10 protein-coding genes and 3 tRNA genes are annotated in these 15,501 nt (G+C 40.9%); 9 read left to right on the top strand and 4 right to left on the bottom strand.

The features are described from left to right. Positions 1 to 21: 21 nt before the first annotated feature. The 8 genes from JZO85_RS22465 to gor all read left to right on the top strand — a co-directional run bounded on the left by JZO85_RS22465 (position 22) and on the right by gor (position 7,241). A tRNA-Leu gene (locus tag JZO85_RS22465) sits at positions 22 to 107 on the top strand. Positions 108 to 119: 12 nt separating this feature from the next. Then, positions 120 to 193, top strand: a tRNA-Arg gene (locus JZO85_RS22460). 16 nt (positions 194 to 209) lie between these two features. Further along, positions 210 to 283, top strand: a tRNA-Pro gene (locus JZO85_RS22455). A 118-nt stretch (positions 284 to 401) separates the two neighbouring features. Then, entirely contained in the window at positions 402 to 869 is a 468-nt protein-coding gene (locus JZO85_RS22450) for a CtsR family transcriptional regulator (RefSeq protein WP_347401822.1), read from the top strand. Positions 870 to 874: 5 nt separating this feature from the next. Next, positions 875 to 3,373: an ATP-dependent Clp protease ATP-binding subunit gene (locus JZO85_RS22445; RefSeq protein WP_207110747.1), complete on the top strand. Its 2,499-nt coding sequence runs from the start codon at positions 875 to 877 to the stop codon at positions 3,371 to 3,373. Positions 3,374 to 3,478: 105 nt separating this feature from the next. Beyond that, positions 3,479 to 4,393: a peptidase U32 family protein gene (locus JZO85_RS22440; protein ID WP_207110746.1), complete on the top strand. Its 915-nt coding sequence runs from the start codon at positions 3,479 to 3,481 to the stop codon at positions 4,391 to 4,393. 13 nt (positions 4,394 to 4,406) lie between these two features. Further along, positions 4,407 to 5,648, top strand: coding sequence for a peptidase U32 family protein (locus JZO85_RS22435; RefSeq protein ID WP_207110745.1), 1,242 nt, complete (start codon positions 4,407 to 4,409; stop codon positions 5,646 to 5,648). 243 nt (positions 5,649 to 5,891) lie between these two features. Beyond that, positions 5,892 to 7,241: a glutathione-disulfide reductase gene (gor, locus tag JZO85_RS22430; RefSeq protein WP_207110744.1), complete on the top strand. Its 1,350-nt coding sequence runs from the start codon at positions 5,892 to 5,894 to the stop codon at positions 7,239 to 7,241. 32 nt (positions 7,242 to 7,273) lie between these two features. On the opposite strand, the gene JZO85_RS22425 is transcribed toward gor, so the two are convergent. The 4 genes from JZO85_RS22425 to JZO85_RS22410 all read right to left on the bottom strand — a co-directional run bounded on the left by JZO85_RS22425 (position 7,274) and on the right by JZO85_RS22410 (position 11,032). Then, a complete protein-coding gene (locus JZO85_RS22425) occupies positions 7,274 to 8,227 on the bottom strand; it encodes a biotin--[acetyl-CoA-carboxylase] ligase (protein ID WP_207110743.1) in 954 nt (317 codons plus the stop codon). A gap of 98 nt (positions 8,228 to 8,325) precedes the next feature. Next, on the bottom strand, positions 8,326 to 9,129 hold the full coding sequence (locus JZO85_RS22420; protein ID WP_207110742.1) for an ABC transporter ATP-binding protein: 804 nt from the start codon (positions 9,127 to 9,129) through the stop codon (positions 8,326 to 8,328). Continuing rightward, entirely contained in the window at positions 9,107 to 10,027 is a 921-nt protein-coding gene (locus JZO85_RS22415) for an ABC transporter permease (RefSeq protein ID WP_207110741.1), read from the bottom strand. The genes JZO85_RS22420 and JZO85_RS22415 overlap by 23 nt, the downstream gene beginning before the upstream one ends. Positions 10,028 to 10,066: 39 nt before the next feature. Further along, entirely contained in the window at positions 10,067 to 11,032 is a 966-nt protein-coding gene (locus JZO85_RS22410; protein ID WP_207110740.1) for an ABC transporter substrate-binding protein, read from the bottom strand. 806 nt (positions 11,033 to 11,838) lie between these two features. Here JZO85_RS22410 and rpoB point away from each other — a divergent pair. Beyond that, positions 11,839 to 15,453 carry a DNA-directed RNA polymerase subunit beta gene (gene rpoB, locus JZO85_RS22405; RefSeq protein ID WP_207110739.1) on the top strand — a complete coding sequence of 1,205 codons (3,615 nt, stop codon included), beginning with the start codon at positions 11,839 to 11,841 and terminating at the stop codon, positions 15,451 to 15,453. The last annotated feature ends 48 nt before the right edge of the window (positions 15,454 to 15,501 follow it).

Genomic DNA, 15,501 nt, shown 5'->3' with positions numbered 1-15,501 from the left:
TCCTGAAGACCAGGGAAGATCGCCGGGGTGGCGGAACTGGCAGACGCACAGGACTTAAAATCCTGCGGTGAGTGATCACCGTACCGGTTCGATTCCGGTCCTCGGCATAATACAAATATGCGCCCATAGCTCAACTGGATAGAGTGTTTGACTACGGATCAAAAGGTTAGGGGTTCGACTCCTCTTGGGCGCGTGGTTTTTTTGTTTATCGGGAAGTAGCTCAGCTTGGTAGAGCACTTGGTTTGGGACCAAGGGGTCGCAGGTTCGAATCCTGTCTTCCCGATCAAAAAGAAGGTGAAAGCCTTCTTTTTTTTTATCCTAATTTAAAGAAAAGCGTTCTTCTTTATTTCATGCGCTAAGTTCGATATAATTATGGTCAGGAATAGTCAATAGGAGGCGATATCATGAGTAGAAATACCTCTGATTTGATCGAATCTTACTTGAAAGATATTTTAGAAAATAATGAAATTATCGAAATTCGAAGAGCGGAGATGGCGCAGCTGTTCAATTGTGTTCCTTCCCAGATAAATTATGTGATCAATACGCGTTTTACTTTTCAACGAGGCTATTTAGTTGAAAGTAAACGAGGTGGTGGAGGCTATATTCGAATAAGTAAAGTTAAGATTTCTGATCAGCATTATTTTTTAGAGCAATTAATGGATTCTTTTGGAACTGAAATTTCGGAGGCGAATGCTTTTGGGATTATTCAGAAATTATTTGAAGAAGAAATTATTACTGAAAATGAAGGTAATTTGATGTTAAGCGCAGTATCGAAGAATGTTCTTGGGATCAGTCAAATTGAGAATAGACTACGGGGAAGAATTCTTCATGGATTTTTGGAACGTTTAAGTTATGAGAAAAAGGAGTGAGGGATATGGATCAGCTGTATACAGAACGCGCAAAAGCAGTATTATCGATTGCGCAACAAGAAGCCAAGTATTTTAAACACCGCTCGGTTGGTTCGGAACATTTATTGTTAGCATTAGTGATCGAACAACAAGGAATCGCGGGAAAAACGTTACGTCAGATGAATTCAAGTGAGAACGATATTCGTGAAGAAATCGAGCACATGACAGGGTATGGATCGGTTAAGTCGTATCCCGAGGGAGGATATCTTCCCTATTCTCCAAGAGCAAAACAGATTTTGATTTTTGCCGATGATGAAGCTAAGCGTTTCAATGCAAAACTAGTTGGAACAGAACATATTTTATTAGGATTATTGAGAGATGACGAAATTTTAGCTTCCCATATCTTAGTAAATTTGGGTCTGAGCTTACCTAAAATGCGGCAACTTCTGTTGAAAAAAATGGGCGTTAATGAGACGCAAAATACTAATCAAGGAGTTGGAACTCGTAGAAAAACTCCTGCGAAACCTGCACAAAACAATACCCAAGGAACACCTACCTTAGATGGCTTAGCTCGTGATTTAACGAAGTTGGCCCGAGAAAAACGCTTGGATCCAGTAGTGGGAAGAGATAGCGAGGTACGACGGGTAGTACAAATTTTAAGTCGTCGTACGAAGAATAATCCTGTATTAGTTGGAGAGCCTGGTGTTGGTAAAACGGCAATCGTTGAAGGGTTGGCTCAACGGATTATTTCTGGAGATGTACCAGAAGATATGCGCGGCAAACGCTTGATGATGTTGGATATGGGAGCACTTGTTGCTGGTACAAAATATCGCGGAGAATTTGAAGATCGCTTGAAAAAAGTAATTGATGAAATTTATCATGATGCTCAAATTATCTTGTTCATTGATGAGTTGCATACGTTGATTGGTGCTGGTGGAGCTGAAGGCGCGATTGATGCATCAAATATTTTAAAACCTGCATTGGCCCGTGGCGAATTACAAACGATTGGCGCGACAACATTAGATGAGTATCAAAAATATATTGAAAAAGATTCCGCGTTAGAACGCCGTTTTGCTCGAGTACAGGTGGAGGAACCAACACCTGAAGAAGCCGAAGAAATTTTGAAAGGTCTACGGCCACGATATGAGGAACATCATGGAGTGGAAATTACCAATGACGCTTTACATGCGGCAGTCTCTTTATCTGTAAGATACATCAATTCACGTCAACTACCAGATAAGGCAATTGATTTGATGGATGAATCTTCTGCAAAGGTTCGTCTGGATTCCACTGATGAAGTATCAGAACTTACAGAGTTGGAAGAAGAAGTTCAAGATTTAGTGACAGAAAAAGAAAAAGCGATTCAAAATCAAGATTTTGAATCAGCAGCACGTTTACGCTTGCGTGAAAAGCAATTATCTGAAGTATTGGAGCAAGCGAAAGTTAAGGCTGCAAAACAAGAAAATGGCTATATCGATCAAGTTACTGACGAGGATGTGGCGGCAGTTGTTTCTCAATGGACCGGCGTACCGTTACAGCAGTTAGAGAAAAAGGAAAGTCAGCGTCTATTAGACTTAGAAAATATTTTACATGAAAGAGTTGTCGGACAAGAAGAAGCTGTCAAAGCTATCTCACGAGCTATCCGTCGTGCTCGTAGTGGATTGAAAGATCCTAATCGTCCGATTGGTTCCTTTATGTTTTTAGGCCCAACTGGCGTCGGAAAAACGGAATTGGCGAAAGCCTTGGCTGAAGCGATGTTTGGTAGTGAAGAAGCTTTAATCCGAGTAGATATGTCTGAATATATGGAAAAATATAGCACGAGTCGTTTAATTGGTTCGCCTCCAGGTTATGTTGGGTATGAAGAGGGCGGACAGTTGACAGAGAAAATTCGCCAAAAGCCTTATTCAGTCATTCTATTGGATGAAGTAGAAAAAGCTCATCCGGATGTGTTTAATATTTTATTACAAGTTTTGGATGACGGTCATTTAACAGATTCGAAGGGCCGGAAAGTCGATTTTCGTAATACCATCTTGATTATGACTTCAAATATCGGCGCAACAGAAATCCGCGAGGAGAAAAATGTTGGCTTCAATGTAAAGGATATTACCAAAGATCATCAAGCAATGGAAAAACGTATATTGGAAGAACTGAAAAAAGCATTCCGTCCGGAATTTTTAAACCGAATTGATGAAACAGTTGTCTTTAAATCGTTAGATCAAGAGCAAATTCATGAAATAGTAAAAATTATGAGCCGCTCCATTTTAGATCGTATGAGGGAACATGAAATTAAAGTGAAAATCACGTCAGCCGCTTATGATGTGATCGGAAAAGTTGGTTTTGACCCTGAATATGGCGCCCGGCCAATACGCAGGGCACTGCAGAAAGAGATTGAAGACCGCTTGGCAGAAGCATTATTATCTGGGCAAATTCAATTGGGAGATGCTGTAACAATTGGTGCCAGCAAGGGGAAAGTTACATTAACTGTAAAAAATCCTAAAGAAGAAAAAATTCCAGAAAAAGTTTAGTTGATCAGAGGATGACGTATTGACGTTGTCCTCTTTTTCTAGATCCTCAGTTGGAAACTTTTGGAAGCTGTGATAGTATGAGAAAGTCTAAAAGGAGGACCTATCATGATTGAATTAATTGCGACGGCAGAATCGATGGCTCAAGCCGAAGATTTATTTGCTGCTGGCGTGGATACACTATACATAGGAGAAGAGGCTTTTGGTTTGCGCTTGTCTCATTCTTTTTCTCGTGATGAACAAAAAGCATTGATTGAAACGGCACATGCTCAAGGGAAGAAAATAAATATTGCTGTCAATGGTATTATGCATCCTGATAAGATGAAGCAGATACCGGAATATTTAACTTTTTTAGCTGAAGTAAAACCGGATCATGTAGTCGTGGGGGACACTGGGGTTATTTATTTATTGCAAGAGTATGATTTACCTTATATTTATGATGCAGAAACATTGGTGACAAATGCGCGACAAATCAATTTTTGGCAGAAAAAAGGTGCGGTAGGTGCTGTTTTAGCGCGTGAGGTACCTTTTGAAGAAATGCTGAGTTTAAAACAGCATGTTGATGTCCCAGTGGAGGTACTAGTTTATGGTGCTACGTGTATTCACCAATCGAAAAGACCATTGTTAGATAATTATTTCAACTACACGAAGCAAGTGGAGGAAACTTCAAAAGAACGTGGATTGTTTCTTTCAGAGCCGAAAAAGGCAGATACCCATTACTCAATCTATGAAGATCAGCATGGAACGCATATTTTTGCGGATAACGATCTGAATCTAATGAAAGAATTGAGTGAATTGACTCAGGCAGGCTATCAAACATGGAAACTCGATGGGTTATTTACCCCAGGAGCTGATTTTGTGGCCATTGCAAAAATTTTTGCGAATGCTAAAGCAGCAATTGAAAAGGATTCTTGGGATGAAGCAGCGATAGTCAATGCTTATCAAGAAATTCAAAAATATCATCCTGTTGGTCGAGGAATGGATACTGGTTTTTATCATCTGGACCCAACAGCGATTAAATAGGAGTAATAGCAACATGACAAAGAGAAAATTAAAGCGGCCCGAGGTTTTAGCGCCAGCCGGGACACTGGAGAAATTAAAAACAGCCATTCATTATGGCGCGGATGCTGTATATATAGGAGGAGATGCTTACGGGCTGCGTTCTAGGGCTGGAAACTTCTCATTTGAAGAAATGTCAGAAGGGGTGGCTTTTGCTAATAAGTATGGTGCAAAAGTCTATGTAGCAGCTAATATGGTGACACACGAAGGCAATGAAGAAGGGGCTGGAGAATTTTTCAAAAAGCTACGTGATATTGGCATCTCGGCAGTAATCATTTCTGATCCAGCCTTGATAGAGATTTGTGCTTCTGAAGCACCGGGGTTAGAAATACATTTATCGACACAAGCATCAGCTACAAATGCTGAGACCTTGAAGTTTTGGCAAAATGAAGGGTTGGAGCGAGTCGTTTTAGCCCGTGAAGTTTCAATGGAGGAGTTAGCAGAGATTCGTCGCAATACAGATGTTCAAATCGAAGCATTTATTCATGGAGCAATGTGTATTTCATATTCAGGGCGTTGTACATTATCAAATCACATGTCTATGCGAGATGCCAATCGCGGCGGGTGTTCTCAATCTTGCCGTTGGAAATATGAATTATTTGATATGCCTTTTGCTCAAGAGCATCGTTCATTGACAGAAAACGGCGATGTCACAGAAGAATTTTCTATGAGTGCCGTAGATATGTCCATGATTGAACATATTCCTGATTTGATAGAGAATGGCGTTGATAGTTTGAAGATTGAAGGACGGATGAAATCCATTCATTATGTTTCGACTGTCGCTAATGTGTACAAAGCTGCAGTGGATAGCTATATTTCTGATCCAGAAAACTATGTTTGCAAGCAGGAATGGATCGATGAGTTATGGAAGGTCGCTCAACGTGAATTGTCGACGGGATTTTATTATCATACACCAACAGAAAATGAACAGTTATTTGGCCCGCGTCGGAAGATTCCTGTGTATAAGTTTATCGGAGAAGTTTTGAGCTATGATGAAGCGAGCGGGATCGCGACTATTCGTCAACGGAATCATTTTAGAGTGGGCGATGAGATTGAATTTTATGGACCGAATTTCCAGCATTTCGAACAGGCAGTTACTGAGTTAAAAAACGATGAAGGTGAAACGATCGATCGTGCACCAAATCCAATGATGATTATAACAATGCCCGTTGCTCAACCAGTCAGACCAGGAGATATGATACGTAAGAAAAAGGACTGAGGAATATACTCTCAGTCTTTTTTTACTAGCAAGTATGAGACGTGGAGAGGGACAGAAATACTGAGCCAAAATCTGATTAGGCAAAAAGTAATTATTTTTTAGCAAAATAGATTAAAATGAAGCTATTGAGTCTAAATCATTGAATAGGCCGATTTTTAAGTAAAAGCTTTGTATTAAAGTTAGCTAAATTGAATGATTGCTATAGTAAAATTAATTCATTAGTATGAACTAGGAGGTAGTTGGATGAAAGAGTTTGATTACATCGTTGTCGGCGGTGGCAGCGGCGGGATTGCTTCGGCAAATCGTGCGGGGATGTATGGCGCCAAAGTATTGTTGATTGAAGGAAACAAAATCGGCGGAACGTGCGTTAATGTCGGTTGTGTACCGAAAAAAGTAATGTGGCAAGCTAGCAGTATGTTGGAGATGATTGAGCGAGATGCTCCGAGTTATGGTGTTCAAGCGGATATTGAAAAATTTGATTTCAAAGAATTAGTGGCACGTCGCGAAAAATACATCGATTTTTTACATGGAGCTTATTATCGCGGACTTGATAGCAATCATGTTGAACGCATTGAAGGATACGCGACATTTAAATCAGATCACGTTATTAGTGTAAATGGAGAGGAATACACGGCACCGAATGTTTTAATAGCAACTGGCGGCCGACCAAGTCAGATGACCATCCCTGGTGGTGAATTTGCGATTGATTCTAATGGATTTTTTGAGCTAACAGAACAGCCAAAAGATGTGGTTGTCTTGGGAGCTGGGTATATTGCAGCCGAGCTGAGCGGCGTATTGCAAGGGATGGGGACTCAAGTTCACTGGGCCTTCCGTCATAGCCGTCCATTGCGGACTTTCGATAAAATGTTGGCAGATAATTTGGTTGAAATCTATCGTGAGAATAAGATGAAGCTCTACGATCATCATGTGGCGAAAGAAATAAGACAAAATGCGGATGGAACGTACAGTGTTTATTTTGAAAATGGCAATGTCTTAACGGGAGATCAAGTACTGTTTGCTGGCGGACGATTACCTAATACTGATAAATTAGGTTTGGAAAATACTTCGGTCACATTAAACGAAAAAGGTTTTGTAATCGTCGATAAATATCAAAACACCACTAGCGAAGGGGTTTATGCAGTTGGCGATGTGATTGGTAAAATTGACTTGACTCCTGTGGCTATTGCAGCAGGCCGACGATTGTCTGAACGAGTATTTAATGGCAAGTCTGAAGAATTTTTAGATTATGAAAATGTACCAACCGTGATTTTTACTCATCCAACGATCGCAACGATCGGATTATCTGAAGCGGATGCTGTCGAACGTTATGGAAAAGAACAGATCAAAATCTACCGTTCACGTTTTACGCCAATGTATTTTGCATTAAGTGATTATCGCCAAAAATGTGAGATGAAATTGGTTTGTCTGGGTGAAGAGGAGAAGATCATTGGTCTTCACGCTATCGGTGTGGGAGTTGATGAAATGCTGCAAGGATTTGCTGTGGCAATCAAAATGGGAGCAACTAAGAAAGATTTCGATGATACAGTTGCGATTCATCCGACGGGCAGTGAAGAGTTTGTAACAATGCGATAAAAAGGATGTGCCGTGATTGGCACATCCTTTTTTTATTGGATGGAGCTTAAACTAATCTCGCCGGATGAAAGTGTTACTTTTTCACTTCCTAAATCAACCACTAATTCCCCAATGTCAGTGATAGCGACCGCAGTGCCTAGATACAGTTGATCCTTCCGTTTAAACGTAATTTTTTTTCCCAGCACGAATGATTTTTTGCGATAAGAATCAAGGTAGGTTTTATGATCAGCCAACAGGTCAAAGAAACGATTCCAAATAGCAATAATCAACTGATTGCGTGTAATCGTTGCTTCACCTTCAGGAAATAGAGAGGTTGCTTTTTCTTGCAGCTCTTCAGGGTAATTTTCCTGCGGAATCGAAAAATTGATTCCCATGCCGATAATAATATATTTTAATGAGTTAGTTTCGACATCTGTCATTGCCTCCGATAAGATGCCGACCGCTTTTTTGTGATTCAAATAGATGTCATTGACCCACTTGATCTGGCTATTGACCTCCAGCAACTCATCAATTGCTTCAGCTACAGCAACTGCCATCAGAAGTGTGTACTGAGGCAATTCTTGCAGCTGCTCTTTAGGTTCTAGTAATAAACTCATATAGATACCTTGTTGTTTTACTGCAAAAAAAGGTCGGTTGAAACGGCCTCGAGGGGCTTCCTGCATATCAGCTACAATCAATAACGGCGATTTTTTCCCGTCCATGACTGCTAATTGGGCATCCTTCATGGTGGAGGCGGAAGTTTCAAGAACAGTTACGTCAACAGCTTGCTTGATGTGCGCTTGAATTTCTTTTGAATCTAAAATATCTGAAGGGTGATAGCGATAGCCGTTGGCTAAATGTTGAATCTGATAGCCTTTCTTTTCTAGTTCTTTGATGGCTTTCCAAATAGCGGTGCGAGATACGCCTAGCTCTTGAGCCAAGGCTTCGCCGGACAGAACTTTTTCTGAAGCTTTTAAGCGTGCTAAAATTTTTTCTTTTGTTGTCAATCCTGTACCTCCGTCATACTCATTCTGGGCTCAGTGTAACAAAAAAACAGACTACATAAAAGTAGCCTGTCAAGAAAGAAGGAGAATCGTTTGAAAAATCAACTTAGTAACAAAGCATCGTCTTTGAGTTCGACACCAGAGTTTTGATGGAAAAGTTCCATCAATTTTGGAACGGTCAAATTTTGCTTTTCTTCTTTTTTCAGATCTAAGGCAATTTGGCCTTGGTGGAGCATGATTAGACGATTTCCATATTGAATAGCGTCTTCCATATTATGAGTTACCATGAAGGCAGTTAATTCTTGTTCGCGAATCAAACGTTCTGTCAGCTCCATTACAGTTAATGAAGTTTTTGGATCAAGCGCTGCGGTATGTTCATCCAGTAAGATCAAGTCCGGTCGTTGCAAGGTTGCCATTAATAAGGTGATGGCTTGTCGCTGTCCACCAGAAAGCAATCCGATCTCAGCCTCTAAACGATTTTCCAAATTCAGATTCAGCATCGCTAATTGTTCCTGGAAGAAACTGCGGTCTTTACTTTTTACGCCTAGAGAAAATCCTCGTTTGTGTCCGCGTTTCATTGCTAGTGCCAAATTTTCCTCTACGGATAAACGAACAGCAGTCCCCATTTTAGGATCCTGGAAGACACGGCTGATTTTTTTTGAGCGACGAGTCACCGAGTGTTTGGTGATATCCTCCTCATTCAAAAATAGTTTGCCTTCTTCAATTGGTAATGTGCCAGCAACACTATTTAATAAAGTTGATTTGCCTGCACCGTTTCCGCCAATGATAGTGACAAATTCGCCAGGGGCTAGGCTTAGGTTGATGCCGCGCAATACATGATTTTCATTAACTGTTCCGCGTTCAAAATATTGATGAAGATTATTAATTCTTAATACTGGTTGCATTTGCGTCAGCCCCTTTCTTTTTTGTTTTGAAGGTAAATTTTGAACGAATTTGCGGTAAGGATAGACAAATGACTAATACGATCGCTGAGGCCAATTTAGAATCTGTCGGTTCTACATTCATCTCGAATACTAAGGCCAAGATAAAGCGGTAAATGATTGCTCCAGCTACGATCGTAATCAAACGGACAAGAATCGGTTTATTATGAAGCAGCACTTCTGCAATGATAATAGAAGCTAATCCAATAACGATAGTCCCAACACCGGAATTCAAATCCGCAAAGCCGTTGTTTTGTGCTAGTAAGGCACCAGAAAGGGCGATGCTGCCATTTGAGATCATGTATCCCAACAGTTTCATGTTCTCAGTCTTGATCCCATTGGCTTCACTCATATCTGGATTATCACCAGTTGCGCGAACGGCCAGCCCAATCTCTGTTCGGAAAAAAAGGACCAACAGTAAAATGACAAGTAGTACGATTAGTGCTCCCACTAGGATTACCGCGTTATTCTTGCTCAACCCCATGTCTTGTGCAGCCGTAAAAACAGTACTTTCACCAAGCAAGGCAATATTTGGTGCACCCATTACACGAGAGGTAACGGAATATAAGCCAGTCATCGTGATAATCCCGGCTAGCAAGGCTGGAATTTTGAATTTGGTATTCAAGATTCCAGTAACTAAACCTGCCAACATCCCGCCGCCAAATGCGAACAAAGTAGCCAGTACAGGATGCATACCATTAACAATCCCAATCGCAGCGATCCCGCCACCTAAAGGGAAGCTTCCCTCAGCGGTCAAATCGGCAATATCCAAAATTCGAAAAGTCATGTATACTCCGATCGCTAACAATGACCAGAGCATACCTTGAGACGTCGCTGATAATAACAAAGTGATAACATTCATGATTCTTCCTTCTTTCTTTGTGAAGCTGTTCTAACTTTTTTATTTAGGTTCTTTGATGCTCTCTGGATCGATACCTAAAGCTTTCGCCATATCTTTATTAACGACTAATTTAAGTGTGTCGGCAGATTCAACAGGTGTATCCTCAGGTTTTGCATCGCCATCTAAGATTTTAGCAGCCATTTTTCCTGTTTGTTTGCCAAGTGATTTGTAGTCAATCCCAACAGTTGCTAACCCACCACCATCGACTTGCTCAGTTGAGCCTGCGACTAATGGAATTTTCTTTTCTTTTACAACATCTCCAATAACGGAAGCAGCACTTGCAAAAGTGTTATCTGTTGGAACATAGATACCATCTGTCTCGCCGGCTAATGATTCAGTTACTTGCTGAACATCGTTTGTTGTGTTTGCTGTTTTAACCTTTACATCAACGCCTGCTTTTTTCAAAGCTTTCTCCGCAAGATCGGCTTGGATTTTTGAATTCGCTTCTCCTGCGTTATACATAATCCCGATTGATTTCGCATCTGGAACGATCGATAATAGAAGATCAATTTGTTTATCGATAGGAACCATGTCGGTTGTCCCTGTCACATTACCACCAGGCTTTTTATCACTTTTAACGAGTTTTGCTTCTTCTAAATCAGTTACTGCAGTTACGGTGATCGGAATTTCTGTTGTTGCATTCAATAAGGATTGTGCAGCTGGAGTAGCGATTCCTAAAAGCAAATCTGGTTCATCCTTAATTAATTTCTCGCTCATACTTTTTAAATTATCCTGATTATTTTGAGCATTTTGATAGTCGATTTTTAGGTTGTCGCCTTCTTTATAGCCGCCTTCTGCCAAACCTTCTTTGAATCCTTCATAAGCATTGTCTAATGAGGAATGCTGAACGAGCTGCAAGACCCCTACTTTTTTCGCTTCATCGTTCCCTGCGGCTTCCTTGTTCCCGCAAGCACCTAACATTAATAAACTGACCAATCCAATTCCTGCTAATACTGTTTTTTTCATCATTTTCTCTCCTTTTTCGTTTCCAAGTATTTCTTTTTATAAGTTGCTTCTTAAACCATCAACCAACGAAACCTTTCTTGCATTGATTTACTTTCTTATTGAGTAAATTAGCAAAGTAATAAAAAAATCACCCGCTTAGAATTGATGAAACTCTAAGTGGGTGATACGAATACAAAGATAGTATGATCCTTCAGCCACTTAGATTTCTCTATGCGGCCGGTGGTACGTTGAAATGCTCTAGCCATCATAGATACAAAAAACACTCAAGTTGTTTGCATCCATCGTGATGAATACAAACCTATCTAAAATAGCTAAAGTAATAGCGGTTATTCAGTTGTGAGTTTTTCGCGTTCAACATAGGAACAACCTCCAACTTGGTTAAGATGTAAATTAGTATACGTTAAGAAAAATGAGATGTCAATAATAAAACGTCGAATATTCTGAATATTCAAAAATGTAAAACAAATTAAATCAATTAATACTTGCTGAAAATTTTAAGAAAAACTTGAGGAAGCGTAATCGAAGCATTGGAGGTATTGACTTTTATATCAATGTCATGTATCATATTAATTTGCTAAAACTATCTGAAATGATAACAGGCAGGAACGAAATATTGTCCGTTCCGGCTTTTAAATAGGGAAACAAAAGTAGAAGCTCGCGAATATTTTCAAGAGAACGTTCTATTTTTGGTTTTTTTTTGCCTAAAAGCCGCAAAAAATGTCAGGTGTTACAGTAACTTAATTTTCGTAACATTAATGTAATTTATCTTCGGATCGGTTTTCAAACTTTTAAGAGGGGTGAAGAACTTGGCTGGACACGTAGTGAAATACGGGAAACACCGAGAACGTAGAAGCTTCGCACAAATCAGTGAAGTGTTGGAATTACCGAATTTGATCGAAATTCAAACAGATTCTTATCAATGGTTCTTAGATGAGGGCTTACGAGAAATGTTTGAAGACATTTTGCCAATTGAAGACTTTAATGGAAACTTGTCACTTGAATTTGTTGACTATGAATTGAAAGAACCTAAATACACGGTAGCGGAGGCTCGTTCACACGATGCAAACTATTCTGCTCCATTGCATGTTGTTTTACGCTTAGTAAACCGCGAAACTGGCGAAATCAAATCCCAAGAAGTATTCTTTGGCGATTTCCCATTAATGACGGAACAAGGAACCTTCATCATTAACGGAGCTGAACGGGTTATCGTTTCCCAATTGGTTCGTTCTCCTGGTGTATATTTCCATGGAAAAGTAGATAAAAACGGAAAAGAAGGATTCGGCTCAACTGTGATCCCTAACCGTGGTGCATGGTTAGAAATGGAAACAGATGCGAAGGACATTTCTTATGTTCGTATCGACCGTACACGTAAAATTCCTTTGACCACGTTAGTTCGTGCATTAGGTTTTGGTTCGGATGATACAATCTTCGAAATCTTTGGCGAAAGCGAATCTTTACGCAACACAATTGAGAAAGACCTGCATAAAAACCCAAGTGATTCTCGTACTGAAGAAGGGTTGAAAGATGTATACGAACGTTTACGTCCAGGCGAACCGAAAACAGCGGACAGCTCTCGCAGCTTGTTAACTGCTCGTTTCTTCGATCCGAAACGTTACGACTTGGCAAACGTTGGTCGTTACAAAGTAAATAAAAAATTAGACCTTAAGACGCGTTTATTGAACTTGACCTTAGCTGAAACTTTAGTTGATGGTGAGACAGGTGAAATCGTTGTTGAAAAAGGCACCGTTCTAACTCATCAAGTAATGGAAGATTTAGGACCTTACTTAGAAAACGGGTTGAATTCAGTGACTTACTACCCATCAGAAGATGCGGTCGTGACTGATCCAATGACTGTTCAAGTAATCAAAGTCTTTTCACCAAAAGATCCAGAGCGTGAAGTAACAGTGATCGGCAATGCCTATCCTGATTCTTCTGTACGTACAGTTCGTCCGGCTGACATCATTGCTTCAATGAGTTATTTCTTGAACTTGATGGAAGGCATCGGCAATGTCGATGATATCGACCACTTAGGAAACCGTCGTATCCGTTCAGTTGGTGAATTATTGCAAAACCAATTCCGTATCGGGTTAGCCCGGATGGAACGTGTCGTTCGTGAACGTATGTCCATTCAAGACCAAGAAACATTGACGCCGCAGCAATTGATCAATATTCGTCCGGTTGTTGCCAGCATCAAAGAATTCTTTGGTTCTTCTCAGTTGTCACAGTTCATGGATCAAACCAATCCATTGGGTGAGTTGACTCATAAACGTCGTCTATCTGCATTAGGACCTGGTGGTTTGACTCGTGACCGTGCGGGTTATGAAGTTCGAGACGTTCACTATTCTCACTATGGCCGTATGTGTCCGATTGAAACACCCGAAGGTCCCAACATCGGGTTGATCAACAGTTTGGCTTCTTACGCGAAGGTTAACAAGTTTGGTTTCATCGAAACGCCTTACCGTCGTGTCGATCGTGCGACTGGTCAAGTAACAGATACAATCGATTACTTAACTGCAGATATTGAAGACCATTACGTTGTTGCTCAAGCAAATAGCAAATTGAACGACGATGGTACATTTGCTGAAGAAGTCGTTATGGCTCGAGCAACTTCTGAAAACTTGGAAGTAACGATTGATAAAGTGGATTACATGGATGTTTCTCCAAAACAAGTAGTTGCAGTCGCTACAGCATGTATCCCATTCTTGGAAAACGATGACTCCAACCGTGCCTTGATGGGTGCCAACATGCAGCGTCAAGCAGTACCTTTGATTCAACCTCGTTCTCCATGGGTTGGTACAGGTATGGAATACAAGGCAGCTCATGACTCAGGTGCCGCTTTATTATGTAAAAACGATGGTGTCGTAGAATTCGTTGATGCTCACGAAGTTCGTGTTCGTCGCGACAATGGCGCACTGGATAAATACGATATTACGAAGTTCCGCCGTTCAAACTCAGGAACCAGCTACAACCAACGTCCTTTAGTTGGTTTAGGTGAAAAAGTTGAAGTTGGCGATATCCTAGCTGACGGACCTTCAATGGAAAATGGCGAATTGGCTCTAGGTCAAAACGTGGTCGTAGCCTTCATGACTTGGGAAGGGTATAACTATGAAGATGCCATCATCATGAGCCGTCGTTTGGTAAAAGATGATGTCTACACATCCATTCATATCGAAGAATATGAATCAGAAGCACGTGATACAAAATTAGGACCTGAAGAAATCACTCGCGAAATCCCTAACGTTGGGGAAGATGCATTGAAGAACTTGGACGAAATGGGGATCATCCGCATTGGTGCCGAAGTTCACGATGGCGATCTATTAGTTGGTAAGGTCACTCCTAAAGGGGTAACGGAATTATCTGCTGAGGAACGTTTATTGCATGCGATCTTTGGTGAAAAAGCTCGTGAAGTTCGTGATACTTCTCTACGTGTACCTCACGGCGGCGGCGGGATCGTTCATGATGTGAAGATCTTTACTCGTGAAGCTGGCGACGAACTCTCTCCAGGAGTAAATATGTTAGTGCGCGTTTATATTGTGCAAAAACGTAAAATTCATGAAGGGGATAAAATGGCCGGCCGTCACGGAAATAAAGGGGTCGTTTCCCGCATCATGCCAGAAGAAGATATGCCTTATCTACCAGACGGTACACCAGTTGATGTCATGCTGAATCCATTAGGGGTTCCATCCCGGATGAATATCGGACAAGTATTGGAATTACACTTAGGGATGGCAGCTCGCCAACTAGGGATTCATGTCGCAACGCCAGTCTTTGATGGTGCGCAAGATTCTGATGTTTGGGAAACTGTTCGTGAATCACGGATGGCAGCTGACGCTAAGACTGTCCTTTACGATGGTCGTACAGGTGAACCATTCGATAACCGTATTTCTGTTGGCGTGATGTATATGATTAAATTGGCCCACATGGTCGATGACAAATTGCATGCTCGTTCAATTGGACCTTACTCGCTTGTTACGCAACAACCATTGGGTGGTAAAGCTCAATTTGGTGGACAACGTTTCGGGGAAATGGAAGTTTGGGCACTGGAAGCATACGGTGCTGCCTATACGTTACAAGAAATCTTGACTTACAAATCAGATGATGTAGTTGGTCGTGTGAAGACTTACGAAGCCATCGTCAAAGGTGAACCTATTCCAAAACCAGGTGTGCCTGAATCCTTCCGCGTATTAGTGAAAGAATTACAAGCCCTTGGTTTAGATATGCAAGTCTTAGATATCAATGACAAAGAAATCGAGTTGCGAGATATGGACGATGATGATGACGACTTGATCACAGTTGATGCGTTGACGAAATATGCAGAGCAACAACAAACTGCAAAAGAAGTCGAAGAACGGGCAGCTGCTGAAAAAGCGGAACAAAAATCAGATTTGATCCAAGAAATCGAAACTGCTGAAGACTTATAAGAGTCACACTTGCCATATGTAAGTCAGCTAGTTGCTAGCTGACTTACG

This window comes from Candidatus Enterococcus murrayae (assembly GCF_017315985.1).
GTDB classification, from domain to species: domain Bacteria; phylum Bacillota; class Bacilli; order Lactobacillales; family Enterococcaceae; genus Enterococcus_A; species Enterococcus_A murrayae.
The sequence above is the reverse complement of the archived record's forward strand: the minus strand, read 5'-3'. Positions and strand labels throughout refer to the sequence as shown.